Origin of the sequence: Pseudomonas koreensis (assembly GCF_036668835.1) — a bacterium.
Classification (GTDB): Bacteria; Pseudomonadota; Gammaproteobacteria; order Pseudomonadales; family Pseudomonadaceae; genus Aquipseudomonas; species Aquipseudomonas koreensis_I.
The window spans coordinates 456,935-477,635 of sequence record NZ_JAZEVW010000004.1; the positions used below are offsets into that span (position 1 = coordinate 456,935).

Genomic DNA, 20,701 nt, shown 5'->3' on the forward strand with positions numbered 1-20,701 from the left:
GGATCCAAGGCAACCATCATCCGACTTGTAAATAAAACGGCCGCTAGTCATCCCTGACAGCGGCCGTTTTCACATCACGCGTTGCGACTCAGTTCAACACCACCGCACCACGTTTTTCCAGCTTGCGACGACGCGATACCAGCAGGCCGGCAGCCACCACCAGCAAGCTCAGCAGGCCTGTGGCGAGAATTTCCACACGGTGGGCTTCCTGGAACAGCATGATGGTCAGGGCCGCGATGATGAAGATGATCACCGCGTAGGTCAGGCCCGGGAACAGCCACATGCTGAAGACGATTTTCTCGCCGCGTGCCACGCGCTGCTTGCGCATGCGCAGTTGCGAGAAGGCGATCACCAGGTAGACCAGCAGGGCGATGGCGCCGGAGCTCGCCAGCAGGAACTCGAACACCGCTGCCGGAGCGACATAGTTGGCGAAGGTGCAAAGGAACGCTGCGCCGGTCGACAACATGACTGCCCAGTAAGGCGTGCCGCTCTTGTTGGTGCGGGTCGACATCGCCGGGGCATCGCCGCGCTTGCCGAGCGAGAACAGCATGCGCGAAGACGTGTACAACGCCGAGTTCAGGCAACTGGTCACCGCCACCAGCACGACGATGTCGACGATCATCTTGGCGTTCGGGATGCCCATGCGCTCGAGCACGGTCTGGTAGGAACCGAGGTTGGCCAGCGTAGGATCGTTCCACGGCACCAGCGCCACGACGATGAAGATCGACACGAGATAGAACAGGCCGATCCGCCAGATTACCGAGTTGGTGGCCTTGGAGATCTGTTTGCCCGGGTCTTTCGATTCCGCCGCCGCGATGGTGACGATTTCAGTCCCCATGAACGAAAACATGGTGGTCAGGATCGCGCCCAGCACGGCGCCCATGCCATTGGGCAGGAAGCCACCGCTGTCGAAGAGGTGCGAAACGCCGCTGACCTGGCTGGTCGGCAGGAAGCCGAAAATGGCGGCGAGGCCTAGAGCGATAAAACCGATGATCGCCAACACTTTGATCAACGCGAACCAGAACTCGAACTCACCGTAGTTCTTCACGCTGAACAGGTTGGTCACGGTCAGCAGCAGGGTGATGACCAGAGCGAACGCCCAGATGTCCACGCCCGGGAACCACGCGTGCAGGATGGTCGCCGCGGCGTTGGCTTCCAGTGGAATCACCAGTACCCAGAACCACCAGTACAACCAGCCGATGGTGAAACCGGCCCAGTGTCCGATCGCGCGGTCGGCGTAGGTCGAGAAAGAACCGGTGTCCGGCGAGGCGACGGCCATTTCGCCGAGCATGCGCATCACCAGCACCACCAACGTACCGGCAGCAGCGTAAGCCAGCAGCACGGCCGGGCCGGCGGCAGCGATGGCGTGGCCGGAGCCAACGAACAGACCGGCGCCGATCACACCGGCGATCGACAACATGGTCACATGACGCGGTTTGAGCCCCTGTTCGAGGCCATTGGAGCTTGGGGTACTGCTCATAGAGACTACCTTTGCAAGGAAAGCGGGTGCATCCGGCCGGTCTGAAAATTCTTTCTCGTAAAAAGAATCCAACGGGCTGTTCCTTATTCTGCACGCAAGATTTGCGCCAAAATATTTCATGCCCTTGGGTGGCGGGGGCTCACAGGCGCCTTCTATGCTCGACGCAAGTCCTTGAGTTTAATGGCTATTCGCCAGAGCGTTACCCTGCGACTCACTTTAAGGACGAATCCGCGCACCAGAAACACACACAAAAAGTCGGCAACGCACAGAAAAAGGGCGAATCAGCAACGTTCGGCCGGATAGCGCTTCCAACACCCCTCCAAAGCTGGCAACATCGCGCCTTTTTTTACGCGACACCCACGGGCGTGCTTGATCAAACACCCGTTCGGTTGTTGATGGGGCGACAGTCTGCTGCGCCGATGCGACACCCTGCCACAGGCCACCCGATTACCGCTCGTAGCGCTGTTGGCTGTCATTGAAACGCTATGCTAGCTTGGCCGCCTCGCCTGGAAGGCCCGCCAACAGCAGGAGCGCAACATATATGAGGAACGCACATGGCTGAGGCCACGCCCGCGCTGGAAATCCGCAACTTGCACAAACGCTACGGACAGCTTGAGGTGCTCAAAGGCATATCGCTGACCGCCCGCGATGGCGACGTGATCTCGATCCTCGGTTCCTCCGGTTCCGGCAAGTCCACTTTCCTGCGCTGCATCAATCTGCTGGAAAACCCGCACCAGGGCCAGATTCTGGTGGCCGGGGAAGAACTCAAGCTCAAAGCCGCGAAGAACGGCGAACTGGTTGCCGCCGACGGCAAACAGATCAATCGCCTGCGCTCCGAGATTGGTTTTGTATTTCAAAACTTTAATCTGTGGCCGCACATGAGCGTGCTCGACAACGTCATCGAAGCCCCACGCCGCGTGCTCGGCCAAAGCAAAGCCGAAGCCATCGAAGTCGCCGAAGCGCTGCTGGCCAAGGTCGGCATCGCCGACAAGCGCCACGCCTATCCGGCGCAACTGTCCGGCGGTCAGCAACAACGCGCGGCCATCGCCCGCACATTGGCGATGCAGCCGAAGGTGATCCTGTTCGACGAGCCCACCTCCGCGCTTGACCCGGAAATGGTTCAGGAAGTACTTAGTGTCATCCGCGCATTGGCCGAAGAAGGCCGCACCATGCTGCTCGTGACCCATGAAATGGGCTTCGCCCGTCAGGTCTCCAGCGAAGTGGTGTTCCTTCATCAGGGCCTTATAGAAGAGCAAGGATCGCCACAGCAGGTGTTCGAAAACCCGCTTTCGGCGCGCTGCAAACAATTCATGTCCAGCAACCGCTAACGGAGCAACATGCATGCAGAATTTCAAAAAGGTCTTCCTCGCTGCCGCCGTCACCCTGGCGTTCAGCGCCGGTGCCATGGCTGAAACCCTGAAGATGGGCATCGAAGCGGCCTACCCGCCGTTCAACAACAAAGACGCTAGTGGCCAGGTTGTCGGTTTCGACAAGGAAATCGGCGATGCCCTGTGCGCGAAGATGAAAGTCGAGTGCACTGTCGTTACCTCCGACTGGGACGGCATCATTCCGGCCCTCAACGCGAAGAAGTTCGACTTCCTGATCTCCTCGCTGTCGATCACCGAAGAGCGCAAGGGCGCTGTGGACTTCACCGACCCGTACTACTCGAACAAGCTGCAATTCATCGCGCCGAAAAACGTCGATTTCAAAACCGACAAGGACTCGCTCAAAGGCAAGACCATCGGTACCCAGCGTGCGACCCTGGCCGGTACCTGGCTGGAAGACACCTACGGTGACGACATCAAGGTCAGCCTCTACGACACCCAGGAAAACGCCTATCTCGACCTGACCTCCGGTCGTGTCGACGCAATCCTCGCCGACAAATACGCCAACTACGACTGGCTGAAAACCGACGCTGGCAAGAACTACGAGTTCAAGGGCGACCCGGTCGTCGAAAGTGACAAGATCGGCATCGCCGTGCGCAAGGGTGACAACGAACTGCGCAACAAGCTGAACGCCGCGCTAAAGGAAATCGTCGCTGACGGAACCTACAAGAAAATCAACGACAAGTACTTCCCGTTCAGCATCTATTGATCTGACCTGTGGGACTGGCGCTGTGACCAAGCGGCGCCGGCTCCCGACTTTGCCTGCCGCAATTTGAACAGAAATCCATGATTATCGACCTCTACGGATTCGGCCCGGCGCTTGCTGCCGGCGCGCTGATGACCGTCCAACTGGCGCTCACCGCCTTGTGCCTGGGCCTGGTGCTCGGCCTGCTCGGCGCCTTGGCCAAGACTTCCCCGTACAAGCCGCTGCAATGGCTTGGCGGCACTTATTCGACGCTGGTACGCGGCGTTCCGGAATTGCTCTGGGTGCTGTTGATCTACTTCGGTACGGTCAACCTGATGCGCGCCCTCGGCGAGTACTTTGGCAACCCCGACCTGCAACTCAATGCCTTCGCCGCCGGCGTGATCGCCCTGGGCCTGTGCTTCGGCGCCTACGCGACGGAAGTGTTTCGCGGCGCGATCCTCGCCATTCCCAAGGGCCATCGTGAGGCCGGCCAGGCCCTGGGCCTGTCGAAATGGCGGATCTTCACCCGCCTGATCATGCCGCAGATGTGGCGCATCGCCCTACCGGGCCTGGGCAATCTGTTCATGATCCTGATGAAAGACACCGCGCTGGTTTCGGTGATCGGCCTGGAAGAAATCATGCGTCACGCACAGATCGGCGTGACCGTGTCGAAACAGCCGTTCACCTTTTATATGGTCGCTGCCGTCATGTATCTGGGCCTGACGGTGCTGGCGATGACCGGCATGCACTTCCTGGAAAAACGCGCCGCGCGCGGCTTTGCGAGGAGCGCCCAATGAACTGGGAAGTGATCATCAAGTGGCTGCCGAAACTGGCGCAAGGCGCTACTCTGACGCTGGAGCTCGTCGCCATTGCGGTAATCGCCGGCTTGCTGCTCGCCATTCCGCTGGGCATCGCCCGCTCTTCGAAGCGGTGGTACGTGCGCTCGCTGCCTTACGCCTACATCTTCTTTTTCCGTGGCACGCCGCTGCTGGTGCAACTGTTCCTGGTGTATTACGGCCTGGCGCAGTTCGACGCGGTGCGTGAAAGCGCGTTGTGGCCGTACCTGCGCGATCCGTTCTGGTGTGCGACCGTGACCATGACGCTGCACACGGCGGCGTACATTGCCGAGATTCTGCGCGGCGCGATTCAGGCGATTCCACCCGGCGAGATCGAAGCCGCGCGGGCCTTGGGCATGTCCAGACCCAAAGCAATGTTCTACATCGTCCTGCCCCGTGCCGCGCGCATCGGCCTGCCGGCCTACAGCAACGAAGTGATCCTGATGCTCAAGGCCAGCGCGCTGGCGAGCACCGTGACCTTGCTCGAGCTGACCGGCATGGCGCGCACGATCATTGCCCGCACCTATTTGCCGGTGGAGATCTTCTTCGCCGCCGGCGTGTTCTATCTGGTCATGGCCTACGTGCTGGTGCGCGGCTTCAAGCTGCTGGAGCGCTGGTTGCGCGTCGATGCCTGTCAGGGCCGCTGAATCTTCCGGCGTGCTGACGGGCGAGGGCCTACTCGCCCGCTTCACCGCGCTGGATGCCTTTTTGATTGAACATCAGGCGCTTTGGAAACCTCGTCCGTTCACTCATCTTTCGCTTCCTTGGGAAGTGTCCTACCCCAAATTGGCTTCATGGCTACGCGGGCGGTCACTGGACGACGCAGAGAACGCTCATAACCAACCCGCTGACCTTGCCGATGCGCCTGAACCGTTTGCCTCATTGGCAACGTTATCGGCGAAATTGAGCGCAGTCGGTTCGCTGCCGGGGCATGCGCTGGAAACTGCCGGCCATCGATTGAATGTCGATGTACCGGGGCGCAAATGGCAACAGATCGAGGCGTTTGCCAGCCGTTTGGCTTTTTCATTGCCGCCGACGCATTGGCTGGACTGGTGTTCGGGCAAAGGTCATCTGGGCCGGCGGTTGCTCAACGCAAAACAGCAACTGACGTGTATTGAGTACGATCCTGCGCTGGTCGCCAGCGGTCAGGCATTGAGTCAGCGTCACCATTTGCATGCTCTGCACATCGAACAGGACGCGCTGGCGGCCGACGCATCCGCCGTGTTGAACGCTGCGCACACCCCCGTCGCGCTCCACGCTTGCGGCGATCTGCATGTCCGCTTGATGCAACTGGCCAGCGCGACCGGGTGCCAGCAGATGGCGATTGCGCCGTGTTGCTATAACCGCACCGATCACAGCGAATATCAGGCATTGTCGTCGCCCGGCCTGCGATCTTTCCTACGGCTATCGCTGGAAGATCTGGCCCTGCCCATGAGCGAAACCGTCACCGCTGGTGCACGGGTCCGACGCCAGCGCGACACCTCGATGGCGCGACGCCTGGCCTTCGACTTGCTGCAACGGCAGTTGCGCGGCGTCGACGAATACTTGCCCACCCCGTCATTGCCGAGCGCCTGGCTGGATAAACCGTTCTCCGATTATTGCCGCGATCTGGCAGCACTCAAAAACTTATCCACAGTCGGCTCGACGGATTGGGCTAGTCTGGAAGCCGCCGGCTGGCAGCGACTGGCTGAAGTCAGAAACCTGGAATTACTGCGCGGGCTATTCCGCCGACCACTAGAGCTATGGCTGAATCTGGATCGAGCGCTTTTTCTGGTCGAACAAGGCTATGCCGTTCGTCTCGGCACTTTCTGCGAAACGCCGCTGACGCCGCGTAACTTGCTGCTCTTGGCCGAGCGCGAATAACAGCCCGTCAACCTGTGGATAACTCTGTTGATGAAATTTTCGTGGATCCAACATATCCGCATGTTTCGACCTGTCTGATGCTGTGGTCATTTTTTGTTCACATAAATAAAAAACCGGCAAAACAGCGATTTGCATACAAAATGAGAATTCCTGCTAGAAAACCGGCCTAAGCAGACGATCAAGGCTTCGCGTTGTGCATAAGCCGTCAATCAAAACGGCATAACCGCCGAATTCCGGGCATCCAAAGCGAATAGTTGCGAGCATCTGCCAGCCTTGCTATACAAGGCCTCACCGCCTCGCCGGCACATGCCTGAACAATAAAAACCGACCGACAGGAAGCGACCGTGACGTTCATCTCTTATGCACAGAACTTTGAAGACGTCCGCCTGTGGCGCGCGCTCAAGCAGTTCGAACACGGTTTCTACATCGACGTCGGCGCCAACGACCCGAGCCACGACTCGGTCACCAAAGCGTTCTACGATCATGGATGGCACGGCATCAACGTCGAACCGATGCAGAATTACTACGACGCGCTCCGCCAGCAACGCCCGCGCGACACCACCGTGCAATGCATCGCCAGCGACCAGCCCGGCGCCGTAACCTTCTACGGCATCCCGGACACCGGCCTGTCCACCGCCGACCCCGTCGTTGCCCAGCAACGCAAAGATCTCGGCATGAACGTGCACGATCTCACGGTCGAGGCCCGCACCCTCACCTCGATCTGCGAACAACACGCCGCCGACCGGCCCATCCACTTCCTCAAGATCGACGTCGAAGGCCACGAAGAAACCGTCCTGCGCGGCATGGACTTCAGCCGCTTTCGCCCATGGATCATCCTGATCGAAACCCCATGGCTACGCGACCCCACCTGGGAGCACCTGGTCACCGACGCCGGCTATCAGTCCGTCATGTTCGACGGCCTCAACACCTGGTTCCTCGCCGACGAGCACCTCAACCTCAAACCGGCGTTCGAGATTCCACCCTGCACCCTCGACAATTTCCAGCTCTGCCGCGGCCACGCCCTTGCGCATCCGCTCAGCGTCGACGCACCCGACACCGCCAAACGACTCGCCGACGCCCTGCACCGCGCCGAACAGGCTGAAAGCCAACTGCATACACTGCAAAACAGCCGCACAGTGCGAGCCGTGCAGAAGCTGCGAAACGTACTGCGCAGAGCCTGAGTTGCGACAACGCAAAAATAGTCTGAATTCAGGGGTTTACAGGATCTTCCCAATCGCTATAATCGTCGCCCACACGCCGGTATAGCTCAGTTGGTAGAGCAACTGACTTGTAATCAGTAGGTCCCGGGTTCGACTCCTGGTGCCGGCACCATACAAAACGAAGCCCCTGCAGAAATGCAGGGGCTTCGTTGTTTCTGGGGTTTTATTATTTAGCACACCCCCATTTGTATGTTCTGCCCTCTAGGACTTCAAGCAACTCACCCGTTCTCCTCCCCTGTCAAAGCTAAGCGTTTTGTCGCAAGCAGCTTTCTGTCTTTATGCTAAATTATGAAATAGCAATAATTATGGCGTACACATAAAAAGGTGTAATCGCATGAGTAGCATTTTTCAGCGTCCAGAATTGGCAGACTCAATGGCAAATCAGCTTCTCAACCCGGGCGTGCTCGATGAAGGCCTGCGTTCAGGCTTGTTTCTATCTGGCTTGCGCCGCACCGGTAAAACGACGTTCCTGAGGAATGACCTTATCCCGGCCCTTGAGGAAGCGGGGGCTTTGGTCATCTACGTTGACTTGTGGAGCGACACCCTCGCCAACCCAGCCACGCTCGTGCACAACGCCATTCAAAAAACCCTGAAAGATCTGCAAACGCCGGGCTCCTCGGTTCTAGAGACATTCAGACGCGTCAGCAATGTCGAAATTGGCGCCGCAGGATTCAAGTTCGGCTTCAAACTCGACAGCATTGGCAGCGCCCACGGACCGACACTGGCGCAAGCACTCACAGAAGTCGTGGATCAAGCAAAGACAGATCTGGTATTGATCATCGATGAAGTGCAACACGCCATTTCTTCCGATGACGGCAACCAGTTATTGCTGGCGCTCAAAGCCGCTCGAGACGCAATCAACCCACGCCCACATACACCAGGCTATTTTCTGTTCATCGGGAACGGCTCCCACAGGGCGCAAGTCAGCGAACTGACCGCCAAACGCAACCACGCCTTCTCCGGCGCCACGTCAGCCGCCTACCCGTTGCTCAAAGGCGATTACGTTGAATTCCTGCTCAACCGACTCGCAATGACAGTGAAAAAGGAGAAACTGCCTTCCCTCGAAGTCGCCATCGATGCGTTCGATACCTTGGGAAACAGACCTGAAGAGATGCTCAAAGCCCTGCGTCAACTATTGCAGCAAGAGGGTGAACCCGATCTTTTTCTGCCCGTAATAGCCAGCACGTTACGCTCGGCAGCGGCGAGCATTGAGCTGGAAAAAGTCGAACAACTGGGCAGCCTGGCCCAAGCCATCTTCAACAAAATCGCCTCAACGGAAGGCGACGCTCGGGGTATTTTTTCCACTGACGCAGCGGCGGAGTATTCAAAATCAGTAGGGCGAGAGGTGCGTGTCGAGGAGATTCAACCAGTGGTGATTGCGCTGGTTGCCGAGAACATCATCATGCGACGCGGGCACGGAATTTATGCGATTACAGATCAGTTTGTTCAAGAGATCTGGCTGGAAGAGCGGGCTTTGATAGAGGGGAGTTAGGTTACGGGCTGGTCCACATCGTTGTGGTTTGCGCCAAGTACGATTGGCGCCCTTCGACTCGCGCGATCACAGCGATATGATGGATGCACACGATCGACGCGCCAAAAACAAAGGTGTGTTTCCCAAACCACCTACAACGAAACAACCTCAGCCAAATAGCATCTTCTGCCAATGATCCTCACCCACAATGGCAATCGACGCTCCCGCCTCACGCAGCTCGACGGCCTTCATGATCTTCGTTCCATAAGTACTATGGCGCCACTGCTCATTACCCACGCTACCAACCACCAGGTAATGCACCTTTTTACTGATGCTGCCCCCAATCAGACCGCCTCGCTCTTCGACCAGCGCCTGGCAATCCTTACGCGGCCCGAAGGCCATCACGCCGGTAAAGACGAACATTCGGCCATCCCAAACCAGATCGGGGACCGGTGAGTTGAAAGGAAGATCTGTAGGAGTAATGGCCGCAGTACCGCCATCCTTCGGCCTCTCAATACCCACTCCAGAGAAACTACGCAGAATGTTCAGCAGCTCTTGGGACTCATCCACGTCTAGAGCATTGTCCTGAAGCATGCACGCCAAACGCGAATAGAGCAGATTGATCACCGGGTCGTTCAAATGAGCGAGATTGTCCTCCAACCACTGCTTTAGAAAAACCGCCTCAGTGATGTTCACGATACCGTCGGCTGTAATCCCAGCGGCCAACCCGACCAAAGCATCGGCGGCGCGACGATCGATACGGGATCGGTGGAAGAATTGGCTGTTCTCAAACTCACGGTGTAGATCCATTACGCGCTTTCCTTGAATAGTGCACTGGCTCGATACCGAAGCATATGCAAGCAAGTTGATGTGGTATTCAAAGCTAGCATCACTGCGCGCAGACACCGCTTTTGAAATGAGAAAAAATAGATCTGGCCCCGGCCCTGCTTTCCCATACAAAGCGAAGCCCTTACGGAAAATGCAGGGGCTTTGTTAATTCTCGGGTGTGGATACTTCACCCGCATTATCTGGTGTTCCGACTGGTGGTGAAAGCGTCACTTCGGTGACGCGTGCAGCTTTTCCAGTATTCATTTGCCGTACAGACTCCAGCAAATCCTGCTGAAATTGTTCTTTCTCACGGTCCATCGTTTCTCCCTTTTACAAGTCGCTTGTGAACAGAGACCGCGTCATATTTGGACGCTGCGCTCCGAACTGCTTCAGATGACGATCCTTCCAATGTAAATGCTGAACTACGCCGCCTCCACCGATAAAGAAATCCGCCGCCCTAACTGCTGCAAGGCGCGCTCGACATTCTCGATTTTAGAGTGGTGCAGGAAATCAACTAGCCGATCGACCTGGGGCCGTTGCACACCAAGACGACGCGCCAGTTCGGCTTTGCTTACACCTGACTCCAATAGCGAATTCCAAAGCGCAACTTTCGCGGCAGTCAGTGCAGGAAGGCGCAATACAACACCGTTTTCCTGCTCTTCTGTGTGAGCAGTTGGGATCAACCGGCGATCATCCACATAGATGGAAAATGCCGTCTCAATCGCATCGATGGCGGTAGCCAATGCCTCCCCCAGAGTGTCGCCGACAGCGTGCATCTCTGGAATAGCAGCACAAGTCAGCCAGACGCTTCCCGGCTCTTCGTGAACATCCAAGGCGTATTCGAACATCACGCTTCCTCTCATGTGTACAGCCGAGGCCTCAATTGAACACCAGCTGTTCCGTTATCGTTTTGACGCAAGGCATTTCATTTCTCAAACCTGATTAATCTCAAACACAATCGAAATCTTGCGCTCGCTCGCATTCCACACATACCGCAAATGCTTCCCCTGCTTCGGAATCGAAACCGCCGGCGGCCGAAGCGCTGCAATACACTCGTGCCCAGCCAATCGCACGCTGTTATAGAGCAAGCCCCACGACTCGGCGTCGCGCAGCTGCCGCGCGAACGCTTGCGATGGGCCGTAAGCTTCCGGGTCAGGCTGATGCAGACTTTCGAAGCCTTGGCGAACATCATGCAGCGGCTTGACCACTCGATTGACGTAAGTGCGCATGGTCAACTCAAGGTCGGCTTCCTGCGTCGCAGCGAGAAAACGCTCCTGATGAAAACAGGTCTCGGCAATCGCCGCTGCCTGGCTGCTCGCGGCGTAGTAGACGCCGAAGGTGCCGTCGCTGAAACGGCTGCGTTTGCCGACGTGGGTGAAGGCGGCCATTACCGGGCTGGAGCCGGGGCCGGACAGGCGATCTTCAGGGCGTACCCGGGCGAGTACGCCGGCCTGTTCGATCAGGCGATCGTTGGTCAGCGCTTCGATGGCGTAGGCGATTTCGAGGTCTTCGGGGTCGAGCACGTCTTCGAAGAGGGCAATCGGCGGGAAGCTGCTGTTGACGATGCGATACGCCCGCGGCCACGGCACATCGACCAGCGCCGGGGTCTTCAACCGCGCACTCCGTCGAGGTAGCGGCGCACATCGGCGATGTCGATCACCCTCCCCGCCAGCATGTAATCCAGCGCCGTCTTGCCATTGAATGGTGCTGCCGTGTTCGGGCTGCTGACCCAGGTGTAAGCGCGTTCGCGGCTGTTGCTGAAGATGATGCTCAACGCCTTGTGAATGCCCATCAGGTATGAAATGCGCTCAAGGGTATCATGAGGCAAACGGATGTTAGGCGGCAGGTGTTTGTATTTGTAGAACGTGGTATTGCCGACGCCGCCAAGTAAGGTGCGTTGCTGCTCGGCGCTGCAGCCCCAGTGCTCCATGAGGTTGAAGAAAAACTTCAGCGCAACGCGGCCGGCTTCGGGGGCGTCGAGTTGTTCCCGGGGTGTAAGGGCTGTGGAAGAGGTCGGCATGTCTAATCCTTCGTGGCTGATCAGCAAAGTGAGCTTAGTACAAATATGAATAGATTCAATTGAATGGTCCACATACGGAATTTTAATTCTAAACCTCAGGTTGACACCTCAGTGTTTCCAGCACAAAATCGAGCCCAAGAGCGCGAAACCGACTGCCTTCAGGTGGCTATAGTCGGCGTTAGGAACCCCGTTGATGACCTGAAAATCAGCGCTCGGGTGAGACCTCTTCTCCCCTGCTTGAGGGAGCACAATATCAAGCGACATACATGAAAGGGCAGCCTTAAACGGCTGCCCTTTTTCGTTTTTGCTATTCGTAACGCTGATATAACAGTTCACCGTGCCGATGCTTGTTCAAGCTTTTCCTGTCGCAGTTCATGAAATTCCACAGCACGTTTCCGCGCTCGATGTGGATCACTACCAGCATCTGATATTTAGTGTCGTAGGCCCCGATGAAGGAAAGTCGAAACGAAGCGTCGTCGTAGCGAACCTTCCATATCTCAAAGGGTTTCGTCAGGGTATCTCGTGCAAATAAGGTGAACCGCTCACGCGCATTCGGGCGCTTTTCCACCGCATGAAGCAAATGTTCACGCTTCACCAGAATCGGCTCGTAAGGCGTTTCGATCAGAACGGCGTCTAGACCATGATCAAGACCAAAGCCTCTGGCTACTTGCTCCCACGCTGCATTCAGGCTCGATGCACTCGGTAATTCACTCACCGAAGAAAACAGTAGTTCTGGGTCAATATCTCGAATGTCCGGCAACCCTAGGTCTTTCCAGTTTTTTTGATCGGGTAACGCCCTGCTTACCTGCAAACCCATGGCATCGACTCGCTAGCTTCGCGGATGCCGGCATTGCCTGGATATCCATCGCCTCGGACTAAAAGTCCCGAAAAATAACTGCCTGACATTCCAGCTATTTTTGCTTTGGCGGTAAATCAGCCCGTTCGCTTTTTTCGATAGGACGCTTCCGTCAGAGATACAAAACAGCGACGTATCGGTGTGGGAAAAAACTCGAAATGCTGTAATCCTTGCGCGTAAAAAACCGTTTCAGTCGCACTCGAGACATCGACTTTCTTGACCCCCATCACCCCCACCCCACCAAAAACCCCGATCCTCTGTCAGCCTCCAGCCATCGGCGGGGAAATCAATTCGCTACCAAGTCCGCGACAACTATGCTCAGGTACGGGAATATAGCCAGCATATGGCGCCGGTTCGGTCGTCTCGTAAACAACAATACCCAGCCCACTTCAGAGGGCATTACCCATGGATAGCAGAACCTTACGCAACCTGATGCGCATCGTGCAGACCGGCTCGTTGTCGGCGGCGGCGGAGCATTCGTGTCTGACCGTGCAGGCGTTGGCCGCGCAGTTGAACAAGGTCGAAGAACAGTTCGGTTTTCGTTTGTTTCGACGTTCCAACAAAGGTCTGACGCTGACGCCGCAGGGCACCGAGCTCACGCCTTACATCGACAAAGTGTTGATTGCGACGCGACAGATGGAAGAAAAAGTCGAGGCCTTGAAAGTTCCGGGCCAGCGCACGTTGAAGGTGGCGTTGAACAATACCCTGGCGCCTGACTTCAACCGGCGCATGATCGGGCGGCTGATCGAGGTGTTTCCGGATTATCAGATGGAGTTCAGCTACGCCGAGTCGATGGAGAATCTCAGCAAGCTGAAAAATGAGGATTTCGACCTAGCGGTATTGATCGGTCCGCAGCGCCCGGGCTTGCCGAGCATTGTGCTGCCGGACGTGCAGGTCCAGGTGGTCGGTGCGCATTGTGGCCAGGAAAACGATCCGCTGACGTTGCTGGGCAACAAGTTTCAGGTGCGTCCTGCGGAAGATTGTCCGTATTCCCACAGCTTTTTGCGCTTTCTCGATGCCGGGCTGGGCAATCACGAGAATGGTCAGCGCATGGTTTATTCGTGCAGTGAAACCCTGACGCTGTCGTTGATCACGCAGATGGACGCGGTGGGCATGGTTTCGCGTGAGGCCGCGCAGAAAAACGGCCTGACGATTTTCCCCGGTTTCGAGGATTTCCTCGAAGTGCGCCTGGCGGTGAACAATCCGGAGTTGTCGAGCCAGGCGTTGAGCGATGTCGTCGACTTGCCGTTACATGAACGAGCCGAGCGCAATGTACGCGGCCGTCCCCACCGCCACACTGAGAAAGAGGTTTTTGCTGAAATACGCACATAGCAGGGTCGGAATCGCGGCATAGAATTCCGGGCGATCGAGCTGTATCTGCCGGTCCTTGATCAACAAGGGGGTCAGGCTGATCGCGGCGACGATCGCCACCGGCAAGTATTCCAGCGCCCGCGCGATAAACGGCGGCCAGTGTTCGGTGTTGATCTGCAGCGGCAGCGCGCGTGGCAGGAACGTTACCGCCATCATCAGCGCCACCACCAGTATCAGGAACGTTTGGTCAGGCATACACCGACTCCGCAGCCCACAAACGTGGCGATAAACACATTGAACGGCGAGCTGCCCATCAGGCTCAACGCGCCCATGCAAACTACCGCAGCGGCGGCAGCGATGAGTTTGTTGCGCGTGTTGCACAGCGATACCAGCACATACAGCATCATCGCCGTGAGGGCGTAGTCCAGCTGATATTTGATCAGGTGCGCGGCGTATTGCGCACACACCGCGCCGAGCAGGCCACCGAGCACCCAAGAGGTGTGGCAGAACAGGTTGAAGCCAATCAGATAACGCACGTTGACCGGGGCGCCAGTGCCGAGCTTGACGCTGTGGAACGCAAAGGATTCATCGGTCAGGCCACCGGCGTAGCACCAGCGCTCCAAGCGGCTCAGGCCGAGCGCACGCAAGGCCTTAGCCATGTACACCGACATCAGCATGTGCCGCGCATTGATCAGAAAAGTCGTCAGCACGATGGTGGTCAGCGATGCGCCGCTGGAGATCAGCGCCAGCGCGGCGAATTGCGAAGCGCCGGCATAGACGAACAAGCACATAGCTACCGGCAGCCACATCGGCAGCCCGGCATTCACGGCCATCAGGCCGAACACGAACGCCACCGTGAAATACCCGGCGACCACCGGGCTGGCTTCGGCAAACGTGCGCGACGGCTGATGTTCGGCCATCAACGGCGCACTGCCGGACGTTTCATTCATAGGTCCCTCTCAAATGTCCGTTCGCCGTGAGGCTCGCAAAAACCCTGGGCGGCCCAAAAACGCTTGCCCGCGAGGTTAGCATCGTCGACGAACAGAAACATCCGCAACACCCCGACCCGTTTCATGTCGGATGACGCCGCTTCAACCAGGCGTTGACCGACGCCCTGGCTGCGATAACGAGGACTGACCGCCAGATGATTGATGGTGCCGCGACTGCCGAGCATGCCACCCAGCACCGCGCCGACGATTTCGCCGGCAATGTCGAAGGCCAGATAGGCCGTGGTGGTTTTCTGGATCAATACGCCGCGCAGGCATTTGGCGTCCTGCCATTCGCAGAAGGACACTTCGTCGAACTGACGGAAGAAGCGCTCCATGCGCTGCGCATCCTTGGCGGTGGCGCGGCGCAGCACTACGGGCGTCGAGCATTCGACGCCATCGATTGGGGTGATCTGATTAGCGAACAATGTCGAAAGCGGTCCCGGGCCGCGAGAAGGAAATCGCCAGAATCTGCCGGAATGCCATGGCATGGGTGTGCGTATTGCGCGCCGGGGTCACGTAATGGCGCATGTCACGGTCGAGGAAATACGTGGTGTCGAGAATTTCCTGGTAAGTGGTCGACGCCAGTTGATGCTCGTGGATGTCATACAGCCGACTCTCCGCACCCTCGACGTTATTGCGCCCCCAGAAGTGCACACCGCTGAACGGGTAGCCGTCGCAGTGGATGCCTTCCGGGGTGATTTCCAGCTGTTTGCCGGGTTTGATCTCGATGCGGATCTGATGGATCTGGCACTGCCAGATGTCATCGTGCAGCTCTTCCGGCAGTACGCTTTTATACACTTCGAAGTCCGTGTCGATCAGGCTGCGCATCACCGGCGAATTCATCACTTCTTCAGAGAAATCCTGGAAGTGCCGCACGACGCCGCCGACATAGGCATTGTTTTCCTTCGACTGCACGTAAGCACGATGTTCGAGTTGCTTCAGTTCGCGAGTCTTCGGGTTGTATTCGAAGTCGCTGTAACGACGGTAACGCATGCCGGCTTCGGCCTGACCGTAGTAACTGTCAGGCTCCATGTTTTCCCAACTTTTGGTCAATCTGACGAAGTCGGCAAAATGACCGTAGAGATTGAAGTCACCACCCTGGACGTTGACATATTTGTCGCGCCGTAGCGATTCGCCCACTTCTCTATTCAAAACGATCATTACTCAAATCTCCGCTGCGTTGAGCGGCCTAATCTATTAGGTGGAGAATTTGCGTCCATGAGAAAGAATTTCAGGCATTTGAAGCGCTGTTTGAAACGGCGTTTGCAGCGCTTGAAAAGCAACTTTTACATGACAAAAACACGGGTTTTTCCGGTTTTCGTCGAAAAACCGGTGAAAAAAAACCCCGAGCGAATCGGGGTTTTCTCATTTTCGTTACAGCTGCCCGGTCATCAGAAGATGTTGATCGGGTAATCGACGAATACACGCAGCTCGTTGCCGCTGACGTTGTATTCGCTGGATTTCTGCGAAACCCGCAGGATCGAGCTGCGCAATTTCACGCTGAGGTCTTTGGCCGGGCCACTTTGCACGACGTACTTGAACTGGTTGAAGATCTCGCGCTCGGTGCCGCCTTCGCTGGTCGACGTGGTGATGTTGTCGCCACGCACGTAGGCAAAGTTGTAGCTCAGACCCGGAACGCCAAACGAACCGAAGTCCAGGCCGTAGCCCAACTGCCAGCTACGTTCGTCTTCGGCGTTGAAGTCGGACCAGTAGGAGTTGGCCAGGTAGATGGAGTTACCACCGTCGCCGACACGACCCTGATCTTTCTGGTAACCGCCATAGGCGTAACCGAGGTTGCTGTCGCCGGTAGAACGCTGGTGCGCCACGGTGAACGAGTGCGGGCCGGTGGCGAAAGTCGCTGCCAGGCTCCAGATCTTGTTGTCGTCGCCGGTAACACCGTTTTCGCGAACGTACGAGTTGTCGAGCTTGGTGCGATAGCCGTTGAAGTCCAGGGTCAGTGACTGGTCCTTGTTAAACGGAATCACGTAGTTGGCGTTCACGTACTGTTTCTTCAAAACGTCTTCAACGTCGGAGGCGTACAGCGCACCCTTGAAGTGTTCGGTGAACTGATAGCTGCCGCCCAACACGTTGATCGCTTTCAGACCACCGCTGTCACGGCCTTCATCGCTCTTGCGCGATTCGGCGGTGAAACGCCCGGCGTTCAGTTCCAGGCCTTTGATTTCACGGGAAGTGATCAAAGTACCGGTGTAGCTTTCCGGCAGCAGACGCACGTTGTCGTAGCTCAGCACCGGCAGGGCCGGCATCTGGTCACCGTAAGTCAGCACAGTGTTGGACACCCGGAATTTGACCGCTGCGCCGCCCTTGGCGATGTCATGGGCCGCGCGACCGTCGTTTTCCTGCTTGAAGAAGTCGATACCTTGCGCGCCAGTGCGGCCCTTGCCGCCGTCCAGACGCAGCGCGTACAGACCAAACGCGTCGACACCGACACCCACGGTGCCTTGGGTGAAGCCGGACGAGAACGTACCGATCGCCGCTTGACCCCACTCGGCTTTGTCCGCACGACCGTCCTTGTAATCACGATTGATGTAGGCGTTGCGCAACAGCACTTTCAGGCTGCTGTCTTCAACGAAACCCTTGGATTCGGCCTGGTCGTTAGCCATGGCCTGTGTAGCACTCAACATCCCCAGTGCGATCAGACTGATTCGCTTGTTCAACATTTTGTTTTCCTTATTACGGGTTGAAACGCGCTGTGTCGAACGGCTGAAACGGCGCTTTTGCACTCTTGTATTCACCCCGAAACAAAAAGACCCGCCGACGATAAGTCATGGCGGGCCTGCTCCTTGTTTTGAGTCATGGCGGTTAGCCACAGGCGTTGGGCCGAATCGTAGCCGCGCCCTGAACAGTGTGTCAATTTCAAGAATCGTCTTTAAATAGGCAGAAATCGTCTAAGAAACGCAAATTCTTAGCTCCGCTGTTGCAGAAAACGAGGGTTAGACAGGTAGTTTTGAACTGTAGGAGTGAGCCTGCTCGCGATAGCGGTCTGTCAGTTGCAAATATCGTCGACTGGCATACCGCTATCGCGAGCAGGCTCATTCCTGCACTCGTTTTGGGTCGGGCATAAAAAAGCGCCGCCTTCCCGGCAGCGCTTTTTCCAGTCCCTGTTGTCTTTCTTATCCTTCCATCACAGCCCACAACGCATCCAGTTCGGCATCGCTGAACAGGTCAGCCGGATAGCGCTCGATCATCATCCGGCGCGGATCAGGCTCTCTGATCTGACGCGTTCCATTGGATTTCAACCAGTGCGCCACACGCTTAAGCGTTTCGCCGTTAACGGCCATGGGATGCAAAGTCCGCTCGCTGATTACGTTCACTTCGGCGTTCATTTCAGCGCTCTCTCCCGTTCGTGAGCGGCTACGTTATCCAAGATTCATGACAGAACTGTTGAAGTTCTTCTCCCTCCCTAGTGCAACAGAAACAATACAAGAGCTATGCCAAGGTTTCGGCCCGGGTGAGCGGCGCAGGCAAAAAAAGCCCGCGGTCCTTTTGGGCCGCGGGCTTTGGGTTCCTGACCGCTACGTTAAAAAACGTCAGGCTTTTTTTCCTGCCAACTCAGGCTGTTACGACTCAACTCATTCTTTGTGCGGCGCCGGTTGTTGTTGGGTAAGGCAGTGAATATTGCCGCCGCCCAGTAACAGTTCGCGGCCCGGCACCATCACCACTTCGTGCTGCGGGAACAGCTTCTGCAGGATTTCCCGCGCTGGCGCATCCATCGGATCGTCGAAGCTCGGCGCGATAATGCCGCCGTTGACGATCAGGAAGTTGACGTAGGAACCGGCCAGGCGCGCTGACGGGTTGCGCTCCTGGGTGCCGTCCACCGGATCGACGCCGGCGCACTCTTCCTCGGTCGCATACAGCGGCCCCGGAATCGGCATCTTGTGCACCGTGAACGGGCGGCCCTTGGCGTCGGTGCTGCTTTGCAGCACGTTCATTGCAGCCTGGCAGCGCGGGTAGTTCGGATCCTGCGGATCGTCAGTCCAGGCGAGCAACACTTCGCCCGGGCGCACGTAGCAGCAGAAGTTATCCACATGGCCATCGGTTTCATCGTTGAACAGACCGTCCGGCAGCCAGATGATCTTATCCACAGCCAGATTGGCGCTGAGCACCGCTTCGATTTCTTCACGGCTCAGGTGTGGATTGCGATTACGGTTGAGCAGGCATTCTTCAGTGGTGATCAGCGTGCCTTCGCCGTCGACATGAATCGAACCGCCCTCCAGCACAAACCCTTCGGTGCGGTAACGCGGGCTGCGTTCGATCTCGAGGATCTTGCCGCCGACCTGCGAATCACGATTCCACGGTGCATACAGGCCGCCATCGAAGCCACCCCAAGCGTTGAAATCCCAGTTCACGCCGCGCACTTCACCGCTGTTATTGATGACAAACGTCGGGCCGCTGTCGCGCACCCACGCATCGTCGCTGGACATCTCGACGACGCGGATATTCGGTACGTCGAGGCGCGCGCGGGCATTTTCATACTGGCCGGCAGACACGGCGACCGTCACCGGTTCGAAACGGGCGATGGCTTTGGCCACCGCGGCGTGGGCGGCCTGCGCCGGTTTGCCGCCCAGCCGCCAGTTGTCCGGGCGCTCGGGCCAGATCATCCAGGTCTGGGTTTGCGCTGCCCACTCGGCCGGCATGTAGAAGCCGTCGGCGCGCGGGGTACTTTTCAAGGTGGTCATCGGGATCAGGACTCCAGGGAACCGTCGAGGGTTTTCAACGCACCGTACAGGTTCGGACGGCGGTCACGGAATGAACCCCACGCGCTGCGAATGTGTTCGAGCTCGTCGAGGTTGAAAGTGTGCACAAGAATACCTTCTTCGGTTTTATTCAGCTCCTGCACTTTTTCGCCGAACTGGTTGGCGATGAATGATGAGCCGTAGAACGTGATGTCATAGCCGTCCTGTTCTTCGCGGCCGATGCGGTTGCTGGCGACTAGCGGCATCAGGTTGGCGCCGGCATGGCCCTGTTGCACACGCTGCCAATGGTCGCGCGAGGAAATCGTCTGATCGTGCGGTTCGCTGCCGATTGCGGTCGGGTAGAACAGGATCTCCGCGCCCTGCAAAGCCATGCTACGTGCCGCTTCCGGGAACCACTGGTCCCAGCAGATACCCACGCCGATTTTCGCGTAGCGGGTGTTCCACACTTTGAAACCGGTATCGCCGGGGTTGAAGTAGTACTTCTCGTGATAGCCAGGGCCGTCCGGAATGTGGCTCTTACGATAAATCCCGAGGTTGCTGCCGTCGGCATCGATGATCGCAATGCTGTTGAACCGCGCGCGGCCGGCCAGTTCGTAGAAGCTGATCGGCAATACCACTTGCAGCTCTTTGGCGATGTTCTGGAAATGCTTGATCGCAACGTTGTCCTCGACCGTCGTCGCCAATTGCAGGTAATCCGGGTTGGGCTTCTGACAGAAGTACGGCGCCTCGAACAACTCCTGAATCAGGATGATCTGCGCGCCTTTGGCAGCAGCTTCACGCACCAGTCTTTCAGCGATTTCGAGGTTGGCGTGCAGATCCCACGAACAGGCCATTTGAGTGGCGGCAACGGTAACGATACGGCTCATGAATCATCTCCGGGCAGGTGCTTCGACGGTCGGAAAGTCGACCGAAAAGTAAACGCGCGCGCCGGACAAGAAATCGCCATGCCGGAGCAATGGCGACTTTATAGCCGATAAATATCGGCTTTAGAAGCACTATAAACGCCATACGTCTAAATAAAACCACAAAATACCGATATAAA

At 57.3% G+C, this 20,701-nt stretch carries 22 protein-coding genes, 1 tRNA gene and 1 pseudogene; 9 read left to right on the forward strand and 15 right to left on the reverse strand.

Translation table 11 applies throughout. The features are described 5' to 3' along the window. Window positions 1–88 precede the first annotated feature (88 nt). Window positions 89–1,480, reverse strand: a complete 1,392-nt coding sequence (gene gabP, locus V6F91_RS14740; RefSeq protein ID WP_332765596.1) for a GABA permease — start codon at window positions 1,478–1,480, stop codon at window positions 89–91. Window positions 1,481–2,034: 554 nt separating this feature from the next. Here gabP and V6F91_RS14745 point away from each other — a divergent pair. The 8 genes from V6F91_RS14745 (at window position 2,035) to V6F91_RS14780 (ending at window position 8,961) form a co-directional block, all read left to right on the forward strand. Further along, complete coding sequence (locus V6F91_RS14745; protein WP_039756564.1) at window positions 2,035–2,808, forward strand: ABC transporter ATP-binding protein; 774 nt, start codon at window positions 2,035–2,037, stop codon at window positions 2,806–2,808. Window positions 2,809–2,821: 13 nt separating this feature from the next. Beyond that, the gene (locus V6F91_RS14750) at window positions 2,822–3,574 is read left to right on the forward strand and encodes an ABC transporter substrate-binding protein (RefSeq protein ID WP_093106037.1); all 753 of its coding nucleotides are present in this window, start codon (window positions 2,822–2,824) and stop codon (window positions 3,572–3,574) included. A gap of 77 nt (window positions 3,575–3,651) precedes the next feature. Further along, on the forward strand, window positions 3,652–4,347 hold the full coding sequence (locus tag V6F91_RS14755; protein WP_090288376.1) for an ABC transporter permease: 696 nt from the start codon (window positions 3,652–3,654) through the stop codon (window positions 4,345–4,347). After that, the gene (locus V6F91_RS14760) at window positions 4,344–5,033 is read left to right on the forward strand and encodes an ABC transporter permease (protein WP_332765600.1); all 690 of its coding nucleotides are present in this window, start codon (window positions 4,344–4,346) and stop codon (window positions 5,031–5,033) included. Before V6F91_RS14755 ends, V6F91_RS14760 begins: the two co-directional genes overlap by 4 nt. Next, window positions 5,014–6,249: a methyltransferase gene (locus tag V6F91_RS14765; protein WP_332765602.1), complete on the forward strand. Its 1,236-nt coding sequence runs from the start codon at window positions 5,014–5,016 to the stop codon at window positions 6,247–6,249. The genes V6F91_RS14760 and V6F91_RS14765 overlap by 20 nt, the downstream gene beginning before the upstream one ends. 344 nt (window positions 6,250–6,593) lie before the next feature. Continuing rightward, entirely contained in the window at window positions 6,594–7,430 is an 837-nt protein-coding gene (locus V6F91_RS14770) for an FkbM family methyltransferase (RefSeq protein WP_332765604.1), read from the forward strand. 75 nt (window positions 7,431–7,505) lie between these two features. Continuing rightward, window positions 7,506–7,581: transfer RNA gene (locus tag V6F91_RS14775), tRNA-Thr, on the forward strand. 222 nt (window positions 7,582–7,803) lie between these two features. Further along, on the forward strand, window positions 7,804–8,961 hold the full coding sequence (locus tag V6F91_RS14780) for an AAA family ATPase (protein WP_332765606.1): 1,158 nt from the start codon (window positions 7,804–7,806) through the stop codon (window positions 8,959–8,961). A 147-nt stretch (window positions 8,962–9,108) separates the two neighbouring features. On the opposite strand, the gene V6F91_RS14785 is transcribed toward V6F91_RS14780, so the two are convergent. The 6 genes and pseudogenes from V6F91_RS14785 to V6F91_RS14810 all read right to left on the reverse strand — a co-directional run bounded on the left by V6F91_RS14785 (window position 9,109) and on the right by V6F91_RS14810 (window position 12,605). After that, window positions 9,109–9,750, reverse strand: coding sequence for a BRCT domain-containing protein (locus V6F91_RS14785; RefSeq protein ID WP_332765608.1), 642 nt, complete (start codon window positions 9,748–9,750; stop codon window positions 9,109–9,111). A 237-nt stretch (window positions 9,751–9,987) separates the two neighbouring features. Beyond that, window positions 9,988–10,086: pseudogene (locus tag V6F91_RS14790) on the reverse strand (helix-turn-helix domain-containing protein); the annotation flags it as partial. A gap of 104 nt (window positions 10,087–10,190) precedes the next feature. Further along, entirely contained in the window at window positions 10,191–10,616 is a 426-nt protein-coding gene (locus tag V6F91_RS14795; protein ID WP_332765610.1) for a type II toxin-antitoxin system HicB family antitoxin, read from the reverse strand. A gap of 84 nt (window positions 10,617–10,700) precedes the next feature. Continuing rightward, window positions 10,701–11,366 carry an RES family NAD+ phosphorylase gene (locus V6F91_RS14800; RefSeq protein ID WP_423815335.1) on the reverse strand — a complete coding sequence of 222 codons (666 nt, stop codon included), beginning with the start codon at window positions 11,364–11,366 and terminating at the stop codon, window positions 10,701–10,703. An 11-nt stretch (window positions 11,367–11,377) separates the two neighbouring features. After that, complete coding sequence (locus V6F91_RS14805) at window positions 11,378–11,788, reverse strand: MbcA/ParS/Xre antitoxin family protein (RefSeq protein WP_332765615.1); 411 nt, start codon at window positions 11,786–11,788, stop codon at window positions 11,378–11,380. Window positions 11,789–12,095: 307 nt separating this feature from the next. Further along, a complete protein-coding gene (locus V6F91_RS14810; protein WP_332765617.1) occupies window positions 12,096–12,605 on the reverse strand; it encodes a PBECR2 nuclease fold domain-containing protein in 510 nt (169 codons plus the stop codon). A 444-nt stretch (window positions 12,606–13,049) separates the two neighbouring features. Here V6F91_RS14810 and V6F91_RS14815 point away from each other — a divergent pair, with 444 nt between their 5' ends. Next, window positions 13,050–13,976 (forward strand): LysR family transcriptional regulator, encoded by a 927-nt coding sequence (locus tag V6F91_RS14815; protein WP_332765621.1) that lies wholly within the window; start codon window positions 13,050–13,052, stop codon window positions 13,974–13,976. On the opposite strand, the gene V6F91_RS14820 is transcribed toward V6F91_RS14815, so the two are convergent. The 8 genes from V6F91_RS14820 to aguB form a co-directional block, all read right to left on the reverse strand. Then, window positions 13,893–14,210 carry an AzlD domain-containing protein gene (locus V6F91_RS14820; RefSeq protein ID WP_090288359.1) on the reverse strand — a complete coding sequence of 106 codons (318 nt, stop codon included), beginning with the start codon at window positions 14,208–14,210 and terminating at the stop codon, window positions 13,893–13,895. The genes V6F91_RS14815 and V6F91_RS14820 overlap by 84 nt on opposite strands. Further along, the gene (locus V6F91_RS14825; protein WP_332765625.1) at window positions 14,189–14,905 is read right to left on the reverse strand and encodes an AzlC family ABC transporter permease; all 717 of its coding nucleotides are present in this window, start codon (window positions 14,903–14,905) and stop codon (window positions 14,189–14,191) included. The genes V6F91_RS14820 and V6F91_RS14825 overlap by 22 nt, the downstream gene beginning before the upstream one ends. Next, window positions 14,902–15,279, reverse strand: coding sequence for a GNAT family N-acetyltransferase (locus tag V6F91_RS14830; protein WP_093107005.1), 378 nt, complete (start codon window positions 15,277–15,279; stop codon window positions 14,902–14,904). The genes V6F91_RS14825 and V6F91_RS14830 overlap by 4 nt, the downstream gene beginning before the upstream one ends. Before the next feature lie 79 nt (window positions 15,280–15,358). After that, entirely contained in the window at window positions 15,359–16,105 is a 747-nt protein-coding gene (locus V6F91_RS14835; RefSeq protein WP_332765627.1) for a 2OG-Fe dioxygenase family protein, read from the reverse strand. 230 nt (window positions 16,106–16,335) lie between these two features. After that, window positions 16,336–17,622 carry an OprD family porin gene (locus V6F91_RS14840; RefSeq protein ID WP_332765629.1) on the reverse strand — a complete coding sequence of 429 codons (1,287 nt, stop codon included), beginning with the start codon at window positions 17,620–17,622 and terminating at the stop codon, window positions 16,336–16,338. A 453-nt stretch (window positions 17,623–18,075) separates the two neighbouring features. Next, window positions 18,076–18,288: a hypothetical protein gene (locus V6F91_RS14845; protein ID WP_332765631.1), complete on the reverse strand. Its 213-nt coding sequence runs from the start codon at window positions 18,286–18,288 to the stop codon at window positions 18,076–18,078. 246 nt (window positions 18,289–18,534) lie between these two features. Beyond that, the gene (gene aguA / locus V6F91_RS14850; protein WP_090288348.1) at window positions 18,535–19,641 is read right to left on the reverse strand and encodes an agmatine deiminase; all 1,107 of its coding nucleotides are present in this window, start codon (window positions 19,639–19,641) and stop codon (window positions 18,535–18,537) included. A gap of 5 nt (window positions 19,642–19,646) precedes the next feature. Continuing rightward, a complete protein-coding gene (gene aguB / locus V6F91_RS14855) occupies window positions 19,647–20,525 on the reverse strand; it encodes an N-carbamoylputrescine amidase (RefSeq protein ID WP_332765634.1) in 879 nt (292 codons plus the stop codon). Between the last annotated feature and the right edge of the window lie 176 nt (window positions 20,526–20,701).